We start from the raw sequence: 21,502 nt of genomic DNA on the forward strand, positions 1-21,502 counted from the left end.
AGGCAGTGCGGTTAACGGATGCTTAAACGAGGTGTAACTCTCCGGCATCCTGATCAGACAGTCGAGGAACAAAGGGGCTGGGAGCAGATCAGCGCTGTTCCTCGGGAAGCATGTCGGCAAGATCCTGAAGGAACTTGATGGAGGCGGCAGGGCGGCCTTCCTGCTCGGCGATCTTGATGATGTTGTTCAGGATCGCGGCAATCTCGCTCAGCTTGGCGACGCGCCCTGCCGAGAGAACGTGAAAGAAGGTCGAGAACGCAACGGCGATCGCCTGATCGTGCTCCTCAAGCTTGCGGCACTGCTCCTTGAGCGCCTTGATGTCCCTCTCCTGGGCCGAGACGATTTCCACCAAGGTCAGCATCTGCTCGGCCAAGGTGTCCATAGAGGTGTTCATGTCGCTGAAGCGTCCCAGTTGATCATGGATTGAGGGGCGGGCACCGTCCGGATCGGCACTCGATTGGCTGCTTAGGGTTTGTCTCATCACGGGTGACACGGATGAAACCTTATGGTCCTCATCCGACGCCAAGGCTGCTGTCGGTGATGAGGTCTGTCCCAGGGTAGGCTCCGATCCATCTGCAACGATACGAGGAAACCCTATGGCACGGGTAAGCGTAGTCACTGCCTTCTGCAGGAGATGACGTAGCTGCACCTGAACATTGCCAATCACGTTTCCAGTCTCGCTCCGAACGGTGGACCTATTCTGCACCTCACAGGAAGGTGCGATCAACGGTACCATGCCTTGAGCAAGATGACTTCAGGAAGACCGCCAGACGGCTTATCCACGCGCATACAGCAGGCGGGCGCGGATGGTTCCCTCCAAGGCGCGGATCTCCTCAAGGGTTTCCCTGCTCTGTTCGGGTAGCCCTTCCGCCTCGATCACCACATAGCCGAGTTCGCCATCCGTCTGCAGATGCTGAGCCGTGATGTTGAGCCCGCGCTGCGAGAAGGCGTTGTTGAGGCGTCCAAGCATGCCGGGGACGTTCCTGTGCACATGGATGTAGCGCGTTCCGACAGTCCGCGACGGCAGCTGAACCTGAGGAAAGTTCACGGCGCCAACGGTCGTGCCTACATCGGAATACTCAATGAGCTTCTTCGCCACTTCGGCCCCGATGCGCTCCTGTGCTTCCTCCGTCGATCCACCGATGTGAGGTGTCAGGATAACGTTGTCGAGCCCCTGGAGCGGGCTGAGGAAGGGGTCCTTGTTGGAGGCCGGCTCCACGGGAAACACATCCACGGCGGCACCCCGTAGGTGGCCGCTTCTCAAGGCTACGGCCAGAGCCTCAAGATCGACGACCGTGCCGCGGCTGTTGTTGATGAGGTAGGAGCCTTTCTTCATGACGGCGATCTCGGCCTTGCCGATCATTCCATGGGTCGCCGGCGTCTCGGGAACGTGCAGGCTGACAACGTCGCTCTGGCTCAGCAGCTCGTGCAGGCTGTCGGCAGGCTCCGTGTTGCCATGCCGAAGCTTGTCGGTCTGATCGAAGAAGATGACGCGCATGCCCATGGCTTCCGCCAAGTAGGAGAGCTGCGAGCCGATATTGCCATAGCCGACTATTCCAAGGGTCTTGCCGCGAACCTCGTGGCTGTCGGTGGCGGACTTGTCCCATTGGCCCGCATGGGCGGCCGCGGATTTGGGGAAGGTGCGTCGCAGGAGCATGACGATCTCTCCGATCACAAGTTCCGCCACGCTTCTCGTGTTGGAGAAAGGAGCATTGAAGACGGGGATGCCTGCATGCCGGGCAGCCTCCAGATCGACCTGGTTCGTGCCGACGCTGAAGCAGCCGACGGCGATCAGGCGGTTGGTGGCCTCCAGGACTTTGCTGGTCAACTGGGTGCGGGAGCGAATGCCGAGGAGATAGACACCCTGCAAGGCTTCGATCAGATGATCCTCATCCAGAGCGGTCTTGAGAGAGGTCAGGTTGGTGTAGCCGGCTGCCTTGATCAGATCGACCGCGCTGTCGTTCACTCCTTCGAGCAGGAGAACGCGAATCTTGTCTTTCTGAAGGGAGAACATTTCGGACATGCAAGCTCCATTGCCTTCCACCGGCATGCCATAGCGCGCCCGAGCCGGAGCGGGAATCCTTTTTCTTGCACCCCTCCGCTTCGGCGAGTGCGGGCTCCTTCAGCGTCCCTGACAGCAGCGCCCTCGTCCGGGTGAGGTCCCCTACCTCCTATGCTCTGCCCTGTGGAACGGCACTTGGCCTATGATGGCTGAATCCGGTTGCAGCTGTAGCCGGTCCAGAAAGCGGGAGCCGTTGCCGGATGTACGCACGGCTCCCGTTCCTTGTCTGCCAAGCCGCTGGCTTCTGACCGATTATCCCTCTCCAAGCCTTTGACTTCGCTATGGAATGCCCAGACCTCCGGATGTGTCCCAGGACAAAAAAGCCGAGCTTGGATGGATCCAACCCCCGCTGAAAAGAGTTCTGGCTCCAACCGCATGAGAACGAGCCGGTGGGGCAGGATGCTCCGCCTGGAGGTGTGTCAACAGGGGGCGCAGTGCCACGGATCCTGACCTACAACGTGCACCGCTGCCTCGGGACGGACGGTCGATTATCCCCCGCGCGCATTGCCGATGTGATTGCAGCCTATGAGCCTGACGCGGTGGCGCTTCAGGAGCTCGACGTCGGACGGGCCCGCTCCGGGGGGATCGACCAAGCCCATGCGATTGCCCAGGCACTCGGGATGCATGTGCACTTTCATGCCAGCATGCGCGTGCTCGAAGAAGAGTACGGCAACGCCATCCTGACCCATAGACCCTCAGAGCTCGTCAAGGCGGAGGCGCTGCCGGGGTTGCCGGGCAAGCCACGCCTCGAGCCAAGGGGCGCCCTGTGGGCCTGCGTCAACTTCGGGGGCATCGACGTCCAGATCATCAACACCCATCTGGGCCTGCGCCGGCATGAGCGGCTTGCTCAGGTCAATACTCTGCTGGGCCCGCACTGGCTCGGTCATCAAGCCTGCCGGAAACCGGTGATCCTGGTGGGCGATCTCAACGCCACGCCGCGGTCGCGCGCCTATCAGCGCCTGGCCTCGCACCTTGGGGATGCGCAGGCACACGCTCGTCTTGCCCGCCCCAAGGCGACCTTTCCGTCTCGTCTGCCGATGCTGCGCATCGACCATGTCTTCGTCAGCCGCGAGATCCGGGTCCTGCGGGTCGAAACCGTAAAGACTCCTCTGGCCCGCATCGCCTCCGATCATCTGCCGCTTCTGGTCGACTTCCAGATCGTTCTTGGCCGAGCGCAGAAGACCAGCATGGCCTTTGCACAGGATTGAGGAGAATTGTGTAACAACTTGGCGGATCGCAGGCCCTCTCACGGCGTTGTGTTCTACGAAGCGCTGCTTCGAGCGGCTGCGACGCGGATGAGGAGAGGGAATGCGGAACTGGAAGTATCTGATCGCTGCGGCTGCCATTGGCCTTGCGGCCTTTCTTCTCTACCGCACGCTGAGCCGCTACAGCCTGGAGCAACTCGTCGCTGCCGTCTCTGCGGTTCCTGCTCCACGGCTCCTGGCCGCCGCCGGCTTTGCGGCTGCAAGCTATCTGTCTCTGACGTTCTTCGACTATCTGGCCCTGCGCTATGTCGGCAGGGCGCTTCCTTATCCGAAGGCGGCCTTGGCTTCGTTCACGGCTCTCTCCCTCGGCCACAACATCGGTTTGGCCGCTCTAAGCAGCGGCGCGGTGCGCTATCGCTTCTACAGCCGCTGGGGCCTCGGAGCCGGCGAGGTTGCGAAGGTCATTGTCTTCTGTGGGGTGACCGTAGGTCTCGGCCTGCTGACCCTGGGCGGCGCAGCCCTGCTGCTGCGGTCCCGCCTTGCCGTGGAGATCACGGGCCTGACGGAACCTGCCGTCATCGCCCTGGGTCTGGGCTGCCTCGCCGTTCCGACGATCTATCTGGCCCTATCCCTCTTCGTGCGCAGGCCTTTGCGAATCCGTCGCTGGTCGCTCGAAATTCCAGCCTTTCGCCTCGCGATCGGCCAAGTCCTGATCGGATCCATCAACTTCGCCTTCGTGGCTGCCTGCCTTCATCAGGCGCTCGCGGCGGTCGCCGACGTCGCCTATCTCGGCGTGGCGTCGGTTTATGTGATCGCCAACGCGACAGCGCTTGTCAGCCATGTGCCGGGAGGTCTTGGCGTGATCGAGAGCGTCGTCATGTATCTTCTGCCGCAAAGCGACCTGATCGGCCCACTCCTGGTTTTCCGCTTCGTCTATTTCCTCGTGCCCCTTGGCCTGGGCGGCATTCTTCTTGCCGTGACGGAGCTGGTCTACCGACGCAGGGAAACGTCTTACGGCAGAGACGATCAGTTTGCCGCGAAGGCCTAGGCTTCAATCTCTGCGGCGCCGGAACAGCGCAAGAGGCTCGAAGGGTTCAGGCGGGTCCAGGAGTCCTGTTCCCGGTGCCGGCACATCCGGCCCCTCATCCGACATGGCCTGGAAGGGGCGCAGCCCCCGTGTTCCGGTATTGAGCTCGTCGATGGCCCGAATGATGGATCCGTCTGCACGCGTCAGAGCTTCGGCGAACGTATCCGGTCGCGTCTCCAGATGCTCGGCAATGAGGCGCTCTCTCAGGCGGGCGATGGTCCGGCGCTCTTCCTCGGTTGCGGCCTCGATGGCGAGGTCGCATTCGCTGTCGAGACCCATCGAACGGTTGTTCAGGTTCGAGGAGCCGATGCGCAGGAACACGTCATCAACGATGATGAGCTTGGAATGGATCAGGACTTGGCATTCCCTGCCTTCGCCATTGGGAATGACCGGATAATAGACGCGCAGGCGGTTGTGCCGGTCGCATTTGCGCAGGCGCCGGATCAACCGGTCCCGGTTGCTGCCCATGACCAGTTCTTCGGCCCAGCCATGGGATTCGTGGGTTTGGATCACGACGATCTCGGGTCCATCGGGATCAGCCAAGTGGCGCTCGAGAGCGTCGCCGATCTGCGGAGCCGTCATGTACTGCGCTTCGATGTAGATGCTATTCCTCGCAGCGGAGAGCGCATCCAGCGTCAGCGCCGCCACCTCTTGTGCGGCCGGCTGGTCGCCCCAGGCCGGATAGGTGCGGGCGATGGCGACGGGCACGTCGGTGAAGTTGGGAGCAAGGTCCTCCGGCCAAGGATCGGCTCCCTCCGGCGCAGTGGGGCTCAGCTCTTCGCCCGTCGCGAATTTCCAGCGGCCATAGCCGACCTCGGCAACGGATCGTGCAGCCTCGCCGTCGACCGCCATCTGAAGATCGTGGACGGGCTCGTAGATGCTTCCATCGTCCCGCGAGCGGCATGGATCATCGCAGGCGTGACGATCGGTGTCCCAGCGCTCGACCGTCAGATCCATGCCGCCGACAAAGGCCAGCGCATCGTCGATGCAGACGATCTTTTGGTGGTGGGCGGCATAAAGCGGGTGATGGGTGTCGAGCTTGAGCTGAAGCCGCGGGTGGTTCTGCCAATCGGCGCCGAAGATCAGCGGACCAGGAGCACCAGGGGCGTGCACGACGGCAACGCTCCACACCAGGATCCTGACTTCGAGTTCGGGCTTGGCCTCGACGAGCGAGCGGAGCAGGGGGCCGAGAGGCGGCGATTCTTCGGCGCTCACGCCCGGGCGCAGGCGTATGCTCCCGTCGAAGTCCCAGCCGATGATGAGGATCGAACGCCGCGCCTTGCGCAGGGCCGCTTCCAGGAAGGCGAAATAGGGCGCGCCGTCGACCAGGATCGAAGCCCTTTCGGCCTGTGCCACGCGCCAGCAATTCTGTCCTGCACGCAGAATGGGACCCGCAGGCAGCCGCGCAGCTGCCCGGGTGAGCTCAAGTGCTTGCCGGCTCGTCGATTCTTCCAGAAGCTGCACGTCCACTACAATCCCAACAGAGTTACTTGCCAACTCCGGGACCGAGGCCAAGGTTCCGGGTGGGAAACAGGGCGGCGCCAAAGCGTTGCCCGTGAACGCCCGAACCTGCATCGCAGGCTTTGTTCTCTCCAATCTTGGTGAATTAGCGTGTTCGACTGGATCGTCAGCCTCATCGACAAGGCCGGTTACCTCGGCATCGCCCTGCTCATGCTGCTGGAGAATGTCTTCCCGCCGATCCCGTCGGAGGTCATCATGCCTCTGGCCGGTTTCTCCGCAGCCAAGGGAACGTTCAGCTTCGCCGGGGTGGTTCTGTCAGGGACGGTCGGTTCGCTCGCCGGAGCCTATTTCTGGTTCCTGATCGGCCGCTGGATCGGTCCGAAGCGGCTTAAGCGCTTCGCTGCCAAGCATGGACGATGGCTGACCATGCATCCCGACGGGATCGATCAGGCCAGGGCTTTCTTTTCGCGCCATCAGGCGCTCGCTCTTTTCCTCGGCCGGCTGATCCCGGCGATCCGCTCCCTGATTTCGGTCCCGGCCGGCGTGAACTGCATTCCCATCTCCACATTCCTACTCTGGAGTTCTCTCGGAACGGCACTCTGGACGGCTCTTCTCGCAGGCGCCGGATATCTCCTCGAGAGCCAATATGAGAAGGTCTCGGAATGGCTGAACCCTGTATCGAACGTCGTCTTTGGAGGTTTGGCGCTGTGGTATCTGTACAGGGTCATCTGCTTCAGGGCACCCGAGACGTCACAAGGCGCCTAAAACTTTAGCGAGGCCCGTCCGGAATCTGGGCGGGATTTGCATCGGATTCGGATTGCTGCCGTTGTCAATCCTGAGACGCGCCTAATAATTTACACAAGTTCGCATCGGTGAGCGCGCCGCTGGCGGCAGGATGGCCCGTTGGCCTTCTTTTGCGTTTCATCGGCTGGGGCATGACATCAGGACTGAAGGGCGACCATGGACAAGCAGATTGAACAAAGAATCCGCGAACGGGCCTATGAACTTTGGATGCGGCACGGGAGCCTCCCTGGCCAGGCAGATGAATATTGGTACCAGGCCGAGCGTGAGATCCTCGGTGAGAGTGAACAATCGTCGGATCATGAGCCTCTGCCGCTCATCGATCCCGCTCCCTTAGGCATGACGAGCATGACGGCTGATGAGGTTCTCCCATCCGTTCCCAAGACACGCAGGAAGCGCAGCCCGGTCCCCGCTCCCACGGATGAGGGCGGCGGTGACTCTCCCGTCGCAGCGCCCAAACGCAGGCGGACGACCCGTACGACCTGAACAAGACTCACGAGGTAAGCCTTCGATCTTGAGGATCGAAGGCTGCGGGGCAGGAACTCTACTGAAGCCGAGCACGCACCAAGAACCTGCGGCCGTTTTCAGCGTCTATAGAGCAGGGCAGGTGGCTGCCTTTGAGTGAGGACCCGGTCTTGCCGAATTCCAGCGTCGCCTACGCACCTCTCGCCCGCCATGCCATGGCCTACATTCTCGCTGGCGGGCGCGGCAGTCGCTTGATGGAGCTGACTGATATCCGTGCCAAGCCCGCCGTCTATTTCGGCGGTAACACGCGGATCATCGATTTTGCCCTGTCGAATGCCTTGAACTCCGGTATCAGGCGCATCGGTGTTGCAACCCAGTACAAGGCCCATAGTCTCATCCGCCATCTCCAGAGGGGCTGGAACTACTTTCGCGCAGAGCGGAATGAAAGCTTCGATATCCTCCCGGCCAGCCAGCGTGTCTCCGAGACCATGTGGTACGAAGGCACGGCCGATGCGGTGTATCAGAACATCGACATCATCTCGAGCATCGATCCCGAATACATCATCATCCTTGCCGGTGATCACGTGTACAAGATGGATTACGAGATCATGTTGCGGCAGCACGTCGACACAGGAGCCGACGTGACCGTCGGCTGCCTCGAGGTGCCGCGCATGGAGGCCGTTGGTTTCGGCGTCATGGCGATCGACGAGACGGACCGCATCATCTCCTTCCTCGAAAAGCCCGCCGATCCTCCGGGCATGCCCGACAATCCGGACAAAGCCCTGGCCAGCATGGGCATCTACGTCTTCAACACCAGGTTCCTCTTCGACCAGCTGCGGCGCGATGCGGAGACGCCCGGCTCGAACCGGGATTTCGGCAAGGATATCATCCCCTATCTGGTTCAGCACGGCAAAGCCGTGGCGCATCGCTTCACGACATCCTGTGTACGGTCGGGTGCCGAAGCGGGCGGGAGTGAAGCAGAGGCCTATTGGCGGGACGTGGGAACGGTCGATGCGTATTGGGAGGCCAATATCGACCTCACGGCGATCGTTCCGTCTCTCGACCTTTATGACCGGGACTGGCCGATCTCCACGTTTTCGGAGACCTGGCCGCCGGCGAAATTCGTTCATGACGAAGAAGGACGGCGCGGGCATGCCATCAACTCGCTCGTCTCCAGCGGCTGCATCGTGTCGGGCGCAGCCCTGCGCCAGTCGCTCGTGTTCACGGGCGTGCATCTCCATTCCCATGCCTCCGTCGAGGGAGCCGTGATTCTCCCCTACGTCGACATCGGAAAGGGGGCGAGGCTGAAGGATGTCGTGATCGATCGCGGTGTGCGTATCCCGGACGGGCTGGTCGTGGGCGAGGATCCCGAGGAGGATGCCAAGCGCTTCCGCCGTACCGAGAGGGGCATCTGCCTCATCACGAAACCGATGATCGAGAGATTGGCGGAATGAAGCCTCTGAACGTTCTGTCAGTAGCGTCAGAGGTCTTTCCCATCATCAAGACAGGCGGACTGGCCGACGTCGCCGGAGCCCTGCCGGCTGCACTGGCCCGCGAGGACGTGACGGTCGTCACGCTCGTCCCAGGCTATCCGGCGGTGCTGAAGGCTCTGCAACGCTCAGAGGTCGTGCATCACTATCCGAGCTTCTTCGGCGGAACGGCCAATCTGCTGTCCGGGAGGGCTGGGGGCCTCGACCTGTTCGTCATCGATGCCGCCCATCTTTTCGAGAGGCCAGGTTCTCCTTATCTCGCGCCGAACGGCAAGGACTGGCCGGACAATGCCCGGCGCTTTGCGGCGCTTTCCCGAGCCGCCGCCGATATCGGACAGGGGCTGGCGCCAGGTTTCATGCCGGACATCATTCATGCCCATGACTGGCAGGCAGGCCTCGTTCCAGCCTACCTGAGCCTCACCGACAGCCCACGCCCTGGAACGATCATCACGATCCACAACATCGCCTTCCAAGGCATCTTTCCAGCGGATCTGCTGTTCGAGCTGGGATTGCCGGCGAGCACGTTCACGGTCGACGGGGTGGAGTATTATGGTCAGATCGGTTTCCTGAAAGCGGGCCTTCAACTCGCAGATCACATCACCACGGTTTCTCCGACTTACGCCAAGGAAATCCAGACGCCCGAAGGGGGGATGGGACTCGACGGGTTGCTGCGCGCGCGCTCGCATGTCGTCTCCGGTATTCTCAACGGCATCGACGATAAGGCCTGGGATCCCGCCACGGATGCCCATCTCGCGCGGACTTACAGCCGTGACCATCTTGAGGTCCGGGCGGTCAACAAGGCCGCCTTGCAGAAGCGCCTGGGATTGAAGCAGGACCCGGAGTCGATGCTCTTCGGCGTCGTGAGCCGGTTATCCGAACAGAAGGGTCTTGATCTTGTGCTCGGAAGCCTTGCGAGACTTCTTGCCGACGGCGCGCAGTTGGCTCTGCTGGGCGCTGGAGACAAAACCCTCGAGGACAGCTTCAAGACCGCCGGCATCGTCTATCCCGGTCAGGTCGGGTGCTTCTTCGGCTATGACGAAGCGCTGGCTCACCTGATCCAGGGCGGCAGCGACGCCCTGCTCGTACCGTCGCGGTTCGAGCCCTGTGGCCTGACGCAGCTTTGCGCCATGCGTTATGGCAGCGTCCCCATCGTCTCTCGAGTCGGCGGACTGGCGGACACGATCATCGATGCCAACGAGATGGCCATCGCCATCGGTGCCGCAACGGGATTCCAGTTCGGCCCTGTCGCACTCAGTCCTGCGATCGATGCCTTCGAGCGAGCGAAAGCCCTGTGGCGCGACAGGAGCACCTGGCAGCGCCTGCAGACGAACGGCATGAGCGCCGACGTGAGCTGGCGCCGTCCTGCAAAGCAATATGCCGGCCTCTATCGCTCCTGCCGTCCAACGTGAAGCCAACCGGTAGAGCGCCTTATCAGGCGCTCCTCCTCTTTTCAGGCTTCGGCTGCTTGGCGGGCTTCAGCTGGAACAACAGCAGAGAGTGAGCCGTGACCGTGTAGACCTTGCCGAAGCCGAATTCCGTCGGGGTTTCCAGATCCGGCTGGTTCGTATCGATGTGGCACATCCATGCCTCGCCGCCCACCACCTCCGGCAACGTGCATTTCACCACGTCGTGATAGGCGTTCAGGATCAAAAGAAGCGTCACGTCCGTACCGCGCCTGCGGATGCCGGTCGGCTGGGCGCGGCCATCCAGCAGGATGCTGATGCACCGGGCATTCGCATCCTCCCAGTGCTCGGGGGTCATCTCATCGCCGGAGGGCGTGAGCCAGGTTATGTCCTTGACGTCGAGTTCCTCGTTGTAGACACCTGACAGGAAACGCCCGCGCCGCAGGATCGGCAGGTTCTGGCGCAGCTGGATCAGCTTGCGGGTGAATTCAAGAAGTTCGACTCCGTCCTCGTCGATTCTCTCCCAGTTGATCCAGGAGATCTCGTTGTCCTGGGCATAGGCATTGTTGTTGCCCTGCTGCGTCCGGGCGAACTCGTCGCCGGCCAGCAGCATGGGCGTGCCTTGCGAGAAGAGCAGGGTGGCCAGCATGTTGCGGATCTGGCGCTGCCGCACCGCGCGGATCTCGGGATCGTCGGTCGGACCTTCGACGCCATGGTTGAAAGAGAGGTTATGGGCGTGTCCGTCCTTGTTGTCCTCTCCGTTCGCCTCGTTGTGCTTCTCGTTGTAGGAGACGAGATCGTTGAGCGTGAAGCCGTCATGGGCCGTGATGAAGTTCACCGAGGCCCAGGGCCGGCGCCCGCGCTTGTTGAAGATGTCGGCCGACGCGGTGATGCGGGAAGCGAGTTCCGGCAACTTGCCGTCCTCACCTTTCCAATAGGCGCGGACCGTGTCGCGGTAGCGGTCGTTCCACTCCGCCCATCCGGGAGAGAAACGCCCGACCTGGTAGCCGCCGGGGCCGCAATCCCAGGGCTCCGCGATGAGCTTGACCTGGCTGAGGGCTGGATCCTGCCGGCAGGTGTCGAGAAAGCGGCCGTCCTCCTCGAAGCCATGCGGCTCCCGCCCTAGGATCGTCGCGAGATCGAAGCGGAAGCCGTCGATCTGCACCTCCTGCGCCCAGTAACGCAAGGAGTCCGTGACCATCTGGAGCACGCGGGAATGGCTGAGATTGACCGTGTTTCCCGTGCCCGTGTCGTTGATGTAGTAGCGCTTGTCGGGGGCCAGCCTGTAATAGGAGGCATTGTCGATGCCCTTGAACGACAGGGTCGGTCCCAGCTCATTGCCTTCGGCCGTGTGGTTGTAGACCACATCCAGGATCACCTCGATGCCCGCGTCATGGAGATGGCTCACCATCTCCTTCACTTCATTGACGAAGGGCGTTGCGAGATAGCGCGGTTGAGGCGCGAAGAAACCGATCGTGTTGTAGCCCCAGTAGTTCCGCAATCCCTTCTCGATGAGGTAGCTGTCATCTACGAAGGCATGGATAGGCAGCAACTCGACGGCTGTGACGCCGAGGTTCTTGATGTACTCGATCACCTCATGCTGCATGAGGCCCGAGAAGGTGCCGCGCAGCTCTTTTGGAACAGCCGGGTGCTGCATGGTGAAGCCGCGCAGATGGGTCTCATAGATGATCGTGCGCTCCCAGGGGATCTGCGGCCGGCGCACACGCCCCCAGGTGAAAGCCGACTCGACGACCCGGCATTTCGGCATGAACCGCGCGCTATCCCGCTTGTCGAAGGACAGATCCGCATCGGGCGATCCGATCGTGTATCCGAAGAGGGCGGGGTTCCAGGTCAGATCGCCGATAAGCTGCTTCGCGTAAGGATCGAGCAGGAGCTTGTTCGGGTTGAAGCGGTGGCCCGCTGTGGGCTCATAGGGGCCGTAGACACGATAGCCATAGGTCGTGCCGGGCCGGGCATCCGGCAGATAACCATGCCAGACCTCGTCCGTGTATTCCGGAAGTTCGATCCTCTCCAGTTCCTGACGGCCCTCCAGGTCGAACAGGCAGAGCTCCACCTTCGTGGCGTTGGCGGAGAAGAGCGCGAAGTTGACGCCCAAGCCATCCCATGTGGCACCGAGAGGATAGGGCAGTCCTTCTCTGACACGCGATGTGCGCCTCACATTCGGAGCGACGACCTGAGATGGTGGAGCTTCGCGGATGTCGACCTTGTCGTTCATTGAAAATCTCAAAAATCCAAGCGGAGCAAAAGGTACTTTCTATCAACGCACAAGCTTTGTGGAGGTCCCAGCCAAGCTCAACTATATCTTCGCTTCCAGGGCCTCCGGGTCGAGAACAAGGATCAGCGTCGCAAGGGGCGGAATCGTCAGGGTGAGCGAGCAGGGTTGTCCGTGGCTCGGCGTGTCCACCGCCATCACCCCTCCGAGGTTGCCCACATTGGCGCCGCCATAAAGAGCGGCATCCGTATTGACGGCCTCGCGGTAAAACCCCGGTGATGGAACACCGATGCGATAGGTTTCACGTGAAACAGGAGTGAAGTTCGAGACGACGACGGCGAGGGAATTCTCATCCTCGCCCCGCCGAAGCCAGGCGATGACGCTGTTGTCCCGATCGTCCGAAACGATCCATTCAAAACCCTTCGTCTCACAATCCCGCTCATGCAAGGCGGGAATGGAGCCGTAGGCCTCGTTCAGGTCCTTGATAAGGTTCTGGACGCCCTTGTGGTAGGAGTTATCAAGAAGATGCCAATCGAGACTGGTATCGTGATCCCACTCCCGCTCCTGCGCGAACTCGCCGCCCATGAACAGGAGCTTCTTACCGGGATGCCCCCACATGAAGCCGAAATAGGCGCGAAGATTGGCGAAGCGCTGCCACTCGTCACCCGGCATCTTGCCGATGAGGGAGCCCTTGCCGTGAACGACCTCGTCATGGCTGAGGGGCAGGATGAAGTTCTCCGAGAAGGCGTAGAGAAGACCGAATGTCAGATCGTGATGATGGTAGCGCCGGAAGACCGGATCCTTGCTGATGTAACGCAAGGTGTCGTGCATCCAGCCCATGTTCCACTTGAAGCCGAAGCCGAGGCCCCCCGTGTAGGTTGGCTGCGAGACGCCGGGCCAAGCGGTCGATTCCTCCGCAATGGTGACGGCGCCCGGAGACGCTGCATAGGCGACCTCGTTCATCTTGCGGATGAAGTCGATGGCACTGAGGTTCTCGTTGCCGCCGTAGCGGTTGGGAATCCACTCGCCGGGCTTTCGCGAGTAGTCGAGATAGAGCATGGATGCCACCGCATCGACGCGCAACCCATCGAGATGGTAGCGCTCCAGCCAGAAGCGGGCATTCGCCACCAGGAAGCTCATCACCTCCTGGCGCTCGAAATTGTAGATGTAAGTGCCCCAATCCTGATGGAAGCCGAGCCGCGGATCGGCATGCTCGTAGAGATGCGTCCCGTCGAAATAGGAAAGCCCGTGCGGATCGTTGGGGAAATGCGCAGGCACCCAGTCGAGGATGATGCCGATCCCTGCGGCATGCGCCGCCTCGACGAAAGCGGAAAAATCCTCCGGGGTGCCGAAGCGGCTGGTGGGGGCATAGAGCGAGATGGGCTGGTAGCCCCATGATCCATCGAACGGGAATTCCGTGATCGGCAGCAGCTCGATATGGGTGAAGCCGAGGTTCTTCACATAGGGAATGAGCCGTACGGCCAGTTCGCGATAGGTGAGATACCGGTTTCCTTCCTCCGGCACCCGCGCCCAGGAGCCGAGATGACACTCGTAGATCGACATCGGTTCTTTGCGGTGGTTCCGGGTCGATCTTGCTGCCATCCACTCCGCATCCCGCCACTCGAATTGCGGCGGCTTTTTGAGAATGGAGGCCGTTGCCGGCGGATGCTCAGCGGCAAAGGCGATCGGGTCCGCCTTGAGCGCAAGGAGATTTCCCTGCAGGCCGATGATTTCGAATTTGTAGCGCTGGTCAGGCGTCACATCCGGAATGAATAATTCCCAGATGCCGCCTTCGTGGCGTCGCCGCATGGGGTGGCATCGTCCATCCCACGAGTTGAAATCCCCGACGACGCTGACGCGGCGGGCATTGGGGGCCCAGACCGTGAAGAGAAAGCCCTCAATTCCGCCGAGATCAAGGTGATGGGCGCCGAGCTTCGTGTAGACGGCATCGCTCGTCGGATCGCCGATCTGCATGAGATCGTCATGGGAGAGGAACGTGCCGAAACTGTAGGGATCGTGAAGAAGCTCGGCGCGGCCCTGGCGCTCAATCCGCAGCCTGTAATCGGGACGCTCAGAGGCGCTAACCGTGCCAACGAAGAGGCCTTCGGGAAGTCGCCGTTCCATGGAGGCGAGAACCGTTTCCCCATCGCGGCCCACCACCGCAGCTGTTTCGGCATCTGGCAGGATCGCGCGGATCTCCCATCGTCCGGGTGCGATCTCATGGGGGCCGAGAATGGAGAAGGGATCGCCCGAATTGACGATGTCGGCAACCGAGTGCGGCTCGGCGGGGCGCGTCGTTGCGCTCTGCGATCCACCTCGGTGCTGATCCATTCTAGCATCCCCTTTCATGGTCCGGTCTCTTAAGACATGAGCGGGGCCGTGGCCCCGATGCTTCTATGTGATCCTTTTCAGAAGAACTTCATTATGGGGCAAGCCTTGGCGCAGACCAGAAGTCGGCAGGCCAATAAAGGCCGCGAGCTTCCTGCCTAACGGGAAGTAACATCGGCTGCAGCCAGCCTGAGCACCAGGAAAGGGATTTCCTCCATAAGATCCGCAACCTTCATTCGATCCGTTCCGATGGAGATCATCTCTCCCGTTATTACGTTCAGCCAGCGCCCTTGAGGCAGAGCAAGGCTCGTGTCCTCCCAGCTCTCCGCACCAATGGCATTTCCGTCCATGCCGTTCCAGAGACGGGGAACGACCACAGCAAGGGCATCGCTGCCGTTCCATCTGATATAGCCGAGAAGACGGAAGGCCTGAGCGCCCTCGGCATTCAAAGCTTGGTAGCCGCCTTCGGCATACAATTCAGGGGCCTCCGCCCGGTCGCGAAGCAAATCGGAGATGATCCGCTGCTTGATCCGTCCGTCCGTCCAGCTCTTCATGAGAGTTTTGAGCGACTCCCGCATCTCCAAAGCCTTGGCGCGGGCGGCGTAGTCGACCGGGCGCCGGTTGTCCGGATCGACCAGCGAGAAATCCCAGAACTCCGTACCCTGATAGATGTCTGGTACTCCCGGCAGTGTCATCTTGAGGATCGTGCGGGACAATCCGCTCAACATTCCCAGAGTGGAGAGGCGCCAAACCAGAGGGCCGAAGTGCTCAAGGAATGAGCCTTTCGGGTCGAGCATGGCTCTCAGGAGCTTGAGAGAAGCCTCCTCATAGGCTTCGTCCGGATCGATCCAGCTTGTGTGCCGTTTGGCCTCTCGAAGCGCCTTCGTGAAGTAGCCCTCCATCCGTTCGCGGAATGAGTCGAGCGTCCTGCGATCCAACTTCTCCAGAAGCTCCAATGGCCAGGCGCCGAGGAGGGCTTGGAATAGAATGACTTGGTCGTTCGCGTCCGGCGCGGGCAAACCGCCGATTTCGGTCAGGTGGGGAGCCGCCACCTCCCGCCAGAGATCGAGAGCTTTCGCCCATTCCTCCGGGATCTCGGAGAGCGCGAGAAGCCTGATCCGCGCATCTTCGCCGCGCTTGGTGTCGTGCGTGGCAGTGGCGAGCATGGCGTGCGGCCAATTCCGGGCTCGATCCGCATTCGCCCGATGGAAGTCCGCTGCGGACAAGCCAAAATGACCGGGATCGCCGCCGACCTCGTTGAGCGCGATCAGGCGCCCGTAGCGATAGAAGAGCGTATCCTCCAGGCTCTTGGCCATGACAGGGCCTGTGAGCTGCTGGAAGCGCCGGCGGAACCGGCGGACGTCGCCAGGATCGCCGCACTCTGCCCGACCGAGAATCGCTGAGGCAACGAAGTCATGAACGCTGGTGTCAGGAAGCTCGCTCGACTGCTTGGCCGCACCGATCGTCTCTTCGATCAGACGCACATCTTCCTGCGCCGGTTCATCGTCCTGGATATAGCTGCGGTAGACCGGGAAGGCGGCGACGATCTCGACCAGAGCCTGGCGCAGGGCGAAGCTCGTGTAGTCGCGCGTGCGGCGGCTGGCATCGGTGACGAGCTTGATGTCAGAGACAAGGGCCTCAAGTTCACTGGCGAAGTTCTTTTCGGTGATTTCGACCTTGGCCTGCCTCAGAAGCTCCTCATAGCTGCCCTGAAGACCGGATGCATCCCGGTAGATCTGCTCGAATGTATCGCCTGCATTGGAATCGATCAGCACGCCGTCGATCACGTTGAGCGCATCGTAGCCTGATGTTCCGGCGACGGGCCAGGGAGGCAGCTCCTCGCCGGGTTCGAGGATCTTCTCGACCACGACATAGAAGCCGGATCCGACCTTGTGCTGGAGCGCTCGGGCATAACCCTCCGGATCGGCAAGGCCGTCGATATGATCGATCCGCAGGCCATGGATCAGACCCTCATCCACCAGACGGACAATGAGCTCATGCGTTTTTTCGAAGATCTCCGGGATCTCCACCCGCATGCCGGCCAGGGTGTCGATGTCGAAGAAGCGGCGGTAGTTGATGTCGCTCGACGCCACCCGCCAATAGGAGAGCCGATAGGCTTGTGCCTCCAGGAGACGATGAAGAGTGTTGAAGCTCTTCGGATCGTCCGGCGAGCCGTTGACGGTCGCAATCGCGCTGTCGATGGCTTTGCGCAATGCTGATGAGTCTGCAACGGCCACGGCCAGTTGGCGCTTCAGGGTTTCCGCCTGTTCCGGTATGGCGGTGCCGTGACCTGCCTTGGCCAAGAAACGAAGCTGCTCGGTCAGCGCGCGCAGGGCTCCGGCCTTCGCAGAATCGCTGAGAGCTGCTATGGCATGGTCAAGCACCGCCGGATAGGTGGTGGGACAGACCGGGAAGCGGTGCTCCCAATGCCAGACGCTGAATGATCCTTCCACGGGATCGAACTTCAGCTGCAGCTCACCTCTTTCGAGAACCTCGCCGTAGAGACCGCCCAGCGACGGCACAATGAGCTTGCCCTCAGTGCCCGGGCGCTTCCAGTCGATGTCGAACGCCTCCGCCACAGGGGAGAGCGGTCCCCATTCCAGCACGGAAAGCCACCAGCCGTTGGACTGGCCGCCGACGCCCATGTGGTTCGGCACGATGTCGAGCAGAAGCTTGAGGCCTTGCTCCCTGAGAGCATCCGAGAAGCGGCGGAAACCTTCCTCTCCACCGAGCTCCGGATTGATCGTGGAATGGTCGACGATGTCATAACCGTGCGTGGAGCCGGGGGCAGCCGCCTGGATGGGTGAGGAATAGACATGGCTGATCCCCAGCTTCGCCAGATAGGGCACGATCTTCACGGCATCGTCGAAGGTGAAGTCCTTATGAAACTGGAGCCGGTAGGTGGCGCGGGGCGGCGGGCCGGCGAGGATGTTCCGGCGCGAGCGAACATCCCGACCCTCTTCCGCCAGAACGACGGCGAGTTTCGCCATCAGACTCCCGGGGGATGCGATCTCCTCGATCGTGTTCGAGAGCCGTCTGCGCCAGTTGGGATGCCCTACATCCATGCCTGGCATGTTGGTCTGGTTCAACTCACCCGATGCATCCTCCATCTGCAGGGTTGTGAGCACGGAAGAGGTGCGTGCGAGATAGCGGATCGTTGCATCCAATGGCGGCTCTTCAGGCACGTGCGGCGAGGACAGGAGACCTTCCTCCGCGAGGGCCTTGGCGAAATGCTCCTTGTCCGCCTTCCGCGCAGCACGCTCCCGGGCGGCAGTCTTCGGATCGAAGATGCCGAGGGTCTGGCGCAGGTCGACATCGAGACCGCGCCACCAGCCGATGAAGGTCGGCAGGTCGTGGGTGGTGATGACGGCAAGGGCCGAGCGAGGGTACTGGCTCGGTTTCTTGAAGGCAGCCCCATCCCGCTCGAAGGGCAGCACCCGGTAGCTGAGGACGCCCGATTCCATGATGGCGTCCGAGAAGCCCTCCGGCGCAGTGCCGAGGTCCTCCGCGATGACCAAGCATTGGGCGCGATGGCTCTCCACGCGCAGAACCGCCAGCATGGCTTCGAACGGATAATCAACATAGGCGCCCTGCGAGGCGGGGGCGCCGGATGGGATCAGGAAGAGGCGCTGAAGCTGAAAGGCATGGTCGATGCGGATGGCACCGGCGTGGCGCATGTTGGCGGCAACGAGATCGCGGAAGGCAGCCAGACCCTGCTCTTCCAGGGTCAGAGGATTGAAGGGCGGCAGGCCCCAATCCTGGCCCTGGGGGCCGAGCGGGTCGGGTGGGGCACCGATGGAAAGCCTGGGGGCATAGCGCTCTGGCGTCGCCCATATCTCTGATCCGCCACCATCGGCGCCCACGGCGAGGTCCCGGTAAAGGCCGATGGGAAGACCAGCGGCTCGGGCGCGGGCGGCTGCTTGGCCCAACTGATGGTCGGCAAGCCATTGCAGCCAGGCATGGAAGGCGACACGCTCCGCTTGGTCCAGGCGGAAGCGCCGGACCGCTACGGAATGGCCCGAGCGATAATCTTCCGGCCATTCGCCGATCCAGAACCGGCTCTGCTCGTAAAAATACTCGGAAAGCGCTTCAAAGGTCGCGTGCGCCTCCAGGGCCTCGCCGCCCGCACGTCGAAAGGCCTCGAAGGCGGTATGGTCGCCCGATGTCCGGAAATAGGTCCAGAGACTATCGAGGAGAGGGCGCTTGATTGCCCAGACCTCAGCATAATTGATGAGTTGGGCGTTCCGGAGACGGGCGAGGCGCGCCTGCACCGACTGGTCTTCGAGAAGTTGCGCGGCGCCGCCTTCAGTGAAGCCATCAACATCGGTCAGGTCGATATAAATCGGCTCCAGGAAGAGACGCGAGGAAGGGGAATAGGGCGAGATCTTCGAGCGATCAGACGCGAAGAGCGCGTGGACTGGGCTAAGACCCAGGAAAGCGCCGCCAGCCCGGCCGATGCTCTCCGCCGCAAGTGCCACATCGGAATAATCGCCGATCCCGAAGTCGCGCTCCGCGCGCAGGGAGTAGATCTGAGCGGATGCGCCCCAGAGCCGTGCATTACCTTTCAGGACGTCCGGCTCCCAGCATTGCGCGGGAGCAGCAATGACCGTCGTCTCGTTGCGCCCCAGACGGAGGCGGTGATAACCCATCGGCAGCGCCGGAATGTCGAGGGACATGCTGCCCTTATCAATCGTGCCTTCGTGGACTGCGCCGTTCTCTTCGATAAGGATCCAATCCTGTCGCCCGATGCGCGCACGAAACTTGATCGTCGAGGCTCTCTCGGCTTCGAGCGTAACAACGGCCGGGATCGGCCCCGTCTTCAGTCTCTCCAGTCGGGAGAGGCTCTCCTGTGCCCCCTGTTCGGAGGTGACGTCGAGCCCGAGGGCAGCGAGCAGGGCCTTCCGGGTTTCCTCGGTCGTCTCGACACGTTTGCCGAAAGCATCGGTGTAGTCCGGCGACATACCAACGAGCGCAGCCATCCGCTCCAGCAGAGCATCCAGCTTGCTCATGCCGACATTCCCTTCATGATGATTGCCGTCCATGGGAGAAGCTGAAGTCCCGAGCCTGCCGACACGATGCTTGTTGAACTCGACCAAAGCACGCGAGCATCCTCATCCATGATCCCGCTCACGGGGCCATCGCTGAAGTTGGCGAGCAGGCGGAGCGTGCCGGAGGCAAAGGTCCAGGTCACATCGAGGGCTTTCTCAGAGGAAATCGTAATGCGGGAACCATGGTACTCGCTCTTCAGGAGCGGTACGATATCTGTTTGCCTCAGATCGAGCAGACGACGTGTTTGCGACAGCGTCTCTCTGTATGGCGGTAGCTCAGTCTCCGACCAGTCGAGCCGCGATCGCTCGAATGTCGTGCGGTCCGTCGGATCAGGTATGCGCTGGGACATTTCCGGATCCGTGAAGGCCTTGAACCGCTTGAACTCGCCGCGGCGGCCGTCGCGAACCGCCTTCGCCAGATCCGGGTCGTTCTCGAAATCGACAAAGAACTGGAATGGCGTCGATGCCGACCATTCCTCACCCATGAAGATCAAGGGAATCTGCGGCGAAAGCAGGAAGATGCCTTGCGCGAGAGACAAACGCTCCGGCGGTATTAGATGCGACAGGCGTTCACCGAAGGCGCGGTTCCCGACCTGATCATGGTTCTGGAGGAAGGACACGAACGCTGTCGGGTGCAGGTGACCCGAGGGTTCGCCGCGGACAACGCCGCTCTTATGCGGTGACCGATCGCCTTGATACGCAAAACCTTCCGCCAGGGCCCGCCCGAGATGCTCGAGCGGACGGTTGGCGTAATCCTCGTAGTAGCCTTCGTTCTCGCCGGTCAGCAGGGCATGCCACGAATTGTGGATGTCATCGGCCCATTGCGCCGTGTGCAGCCTCGGCTGCTGCTCCCCGTCACGGCCGAGCCAGCGTGCCTGGTTGGCTTCGTTCTCGAGCACCAGGTGAATCTGGCGTCCGGGCAGGGCTTCGCGGATTCGGTTTGCCAGTTCCTCGATGAAGTGGGGCTCGCCGTCGTCCACGATGGCATGAACCGCATCGAAGCGAAGCCCGTCGAAGTGAAATTCTTCCAGCCAGTAAAGCGCGTTGTGGAAGAAGAAGTCGCGCACGATACGGCTGCCTTCGCCGTCCACGTTGATACCCGCTCCCCACGGTGTCGGGTGGCGCTCCGTGAAGAAGGTCTTGGCATAGGCATGGAGATAGTTCCCGGATGGTCCGAAGTGGTTGTAGACCACATCGAGGAAAACCATCAGGCCGAGCGCATGTGCACGGTCGACGAGGCGCTTCAGATCGTTCGGGCTCCCATAGGCGGCATCGGGCGCATAGGGGAGGACACCGTCATATCCCCAGTTCCGCTGCCCCGGAAACTCGCCGATGGGCATGAGCTCGATGGCCGTCACACCGAGGTCGCGCAGATTTTCGAGCTTCGCCATCAAGCCGGCATAGGTGCCCTCTGGTGTCGCCGTTCCGACGTGGATCTCATAAAGAACAGCTTCCTCCCACGGACGCCCCATCCAGGATGTGTCGGACCAGGAATATGACCCGGGATCGACTATGAGGCTCAGGCCGTGGACGTCATCAGGCTGGAATCGTGACGCCGGATCGGGCACAACAAGATTGCCATCGATCTTGTAGCCGTAACGACTGCCTGCGCGAGCATCTTGCGAGACGAGGCGATACCAGCCTTCGTCATCGGATGTCATCGGCAGCTCGGCATTGTTCAGCACGAGCCCTACCTCGTGAGCCGTGGGGGCCCACAGAGCAAAGCGAACACCATCGGGGGTTATCTCAGCCCCAAAGGGCATGGAGTGAACGCGCCGCATCGAAACTCCGGAATTACGGGAAGCACTTGCGAACGAGGATGGTCAAGCAATGTTCCGGCAGAGAAAAGAAAAACAGCCAAGCTCACAATCGTGCATCACTGATCGACTGGCATTCTGCGGCCAAGCTGGCTTGAAGGA

General features: G+C 61.6%; 13 protein-coding genes. 6 read left to right on the forward strand and 7 right to left on the reverse strand.

Annotated features, from left to right (window positions below):
- Positions 1-88 precede the first annotated feature (88 nt).
- Positions 89-394, reverse strand: a complete 306-nt coding sequence (locus tag ILT44_RS09555) for a hypothetical protein (RefSeq protein ID WP_204239337.1) — start codon at positions 392-394, stop codon at positions 89-91.
- Positions 395-775: 381 nt separating this feature from the next.
- Positions 776-2,023, reverse strand: coding sequence for a phosphoglycerate dehydrogenase (gene serA / locus ILT44_RS09560; protein WP_204239338.1), 1,248 nt, complete (start codon positions 2,021-2,023; stop codon positions 776-778).
- A gap of 473 nt (positions 2,024-2,496) precedes the next feature.
- On the opposite strand from serA, the gene ILT44_RS09565 reads away from it, so the two are divergent.
- Positions 2,497-3,270 (forward strand): endonuclease/exonuclease/phosphatase family protein, encoded by a 774-nt coding sequence (locus ILT44_RS09565; RefSeq protein ID WP_204239339.1) that lies wholly within the window; start codon positions 2,497-2,499, stop codon positions 3,268-3,270.
- Between the two features lie 100 nt (positions 3,271-3,370).
- Positions 3,371-4,315: a lysylphosphatidylglycerol synthase domain-containing protein gene (locus ILT44_RS09570; RefSeq protein WP_204239340.1), complete on the forward strand. Its 945-nt coding sequence runs from the start codon at positions 3,371-3,373 to the stop codon at positions 4,313-4,315.
- A 3-nt stretch (positions 4,316-4,318) separates the two neighbouring features.
- On the opposite strand, the gene ILT44_RS09575 is transcribed toward ILT44_RS09570, so the two are convergent.
- Positions 4,319-5,710 carry a phospholipase D-like domain-containing protein gene (locus ILT44_RS09575; RefSeq protein WP_204239341.1) on the reverse strand — a complete coding sequence of 464 codons (1,392 nt, stop codon included), beginning with the start codon at positions 5,708-5,710 and terminating at the stop codon, positions 4,319-4,321.
- Positions 5,711-5,965: 255 nt separating this feature from the next.
- Between ILT44_RS09575 and ILT44_RS09580 the strand changes: the two genes are divergently transcribed.
- From ILT44_RS09580 to glgA, 4 genes are all read left to right on the forward strand, one after another.
- Complete coding sequence (locus ILT44_RS09580; protein ID WP_204239342.1) at positions 5,966-6,580, forward strand: DedA family protein; 615 nt, start codon at positions 5,966-5,968, stop codon at positions 6,578-6,580.
- 195 nt (positions 6,581-6,775) lie between these two features.
- Complete coding sequence (locus ILT44_RS09585; RefSeq protein ID WP_204239343.1) at positions 6,776-7,102, forward strand: DUF2934 domain-containing protein; 327 nt, start codon at positions 6,776-6,778, stop codon at positions 7,100-7,102.
- A gap of 149 nt (positions 7,103-7,251) precedes the next feature.
- On the forward strand, positions 7,252-8,535 hold the full coding sequence (gene glgC / locus ILT44_RS09590) for a glucose-1-phosphate adenylyltransferase (RefSeq protein ID WP_204239344.1): 1,284 nt from the start codon (positions 7,252-7,254) through the stop codon (positions 8,533-8,535).
- Positions 8,532-9,980 (forward strand): glycogen synthase GlgA, encoded by a 1,449-nt coding sequence (gene glgA / locus ILT44_RS09595; protein WP_204239345.1) that lies wholly within the window; start codon positions 8,532-8,534, stop codon positions 9,978-9,980. The genes glgC and glgA overlap by 4 nt, the downstream gene beginning before the upstream one ends.
- Before the next feature lie 22 nt (positions 9,981-10,002).
- On the opposite strand, the gene glgX is transcribed toward glgA, so the two are convergent.
- The 4 genes from glgX to treZ all read right to left on the reverse strand — a co-directional run bounded on the left by glgX (position 10,003) and on the right by treZ (position 21,364).
- Positions 10,003-12,210, reverse strand: coding sequence for a glycogen debranching protein GlgX (gene glgX, locus ILT44_RS09600; RefSeq protein WP_204239346.1), 2,208 nt, complete (start codon positions 12,208-12,210; stop codon positions 10,003-10,005).
- A gap of 81 nt (positions 12,211-12,291) precedes the next feature.
- Positions 12,292-14,538: a 1,4-alpha-glucan branching protein GlgB gene (glgB, locus tag ILT44_RS09605; RefSeq protein ID WP_204239347.1), complete on the reverse strand. Its 2,247-nt coding sequence runs from the start codon at positions 14,536-14,538 to the stop codon at positions 12,292-12,294.
- Positions 14,539-14,693: 155 nt separating this feature from the next.
- Positions 14,694-19,544: a malto-oligosyltrehalose synthase gene (locus tag ILT44_RS09610; protein ID WP_204239348.1), complete on the reverse strand. Its 4,851-nt coding sequence runs from the start codon at positions 19,542-19,544 to the stop codon at positions 14,694-14,696.
- Complete coding sequence (gene treZ, locus ILT44_RS09615; RefSeq protein WP_204239349.1) at positions 19,541-21,364, reverse strand: malto-oligosyltrehalose trehalohydrolase; 1,824 nt, start codon at positions 21,362-21,364, stop codon at positions 19,541-19,543. Before treZ ends, ILT44_RS09610 begins: the two co-directional genes overlap by 4 nt.
- Positions 21,365-21,502 lie beyond the last annotated feature (138 nt).

It is taken from the genome of Microvirga arvi (assembly GCF_016892765.1).
In the GTDB taxonomy this organism is placed as follows: domain Bacteria; phylum Pseudomonadota; class Alphaproteobacteria; order Rhizobiales; family Beijerinckiaceae; genus Microvirga; species Microvirga arvi.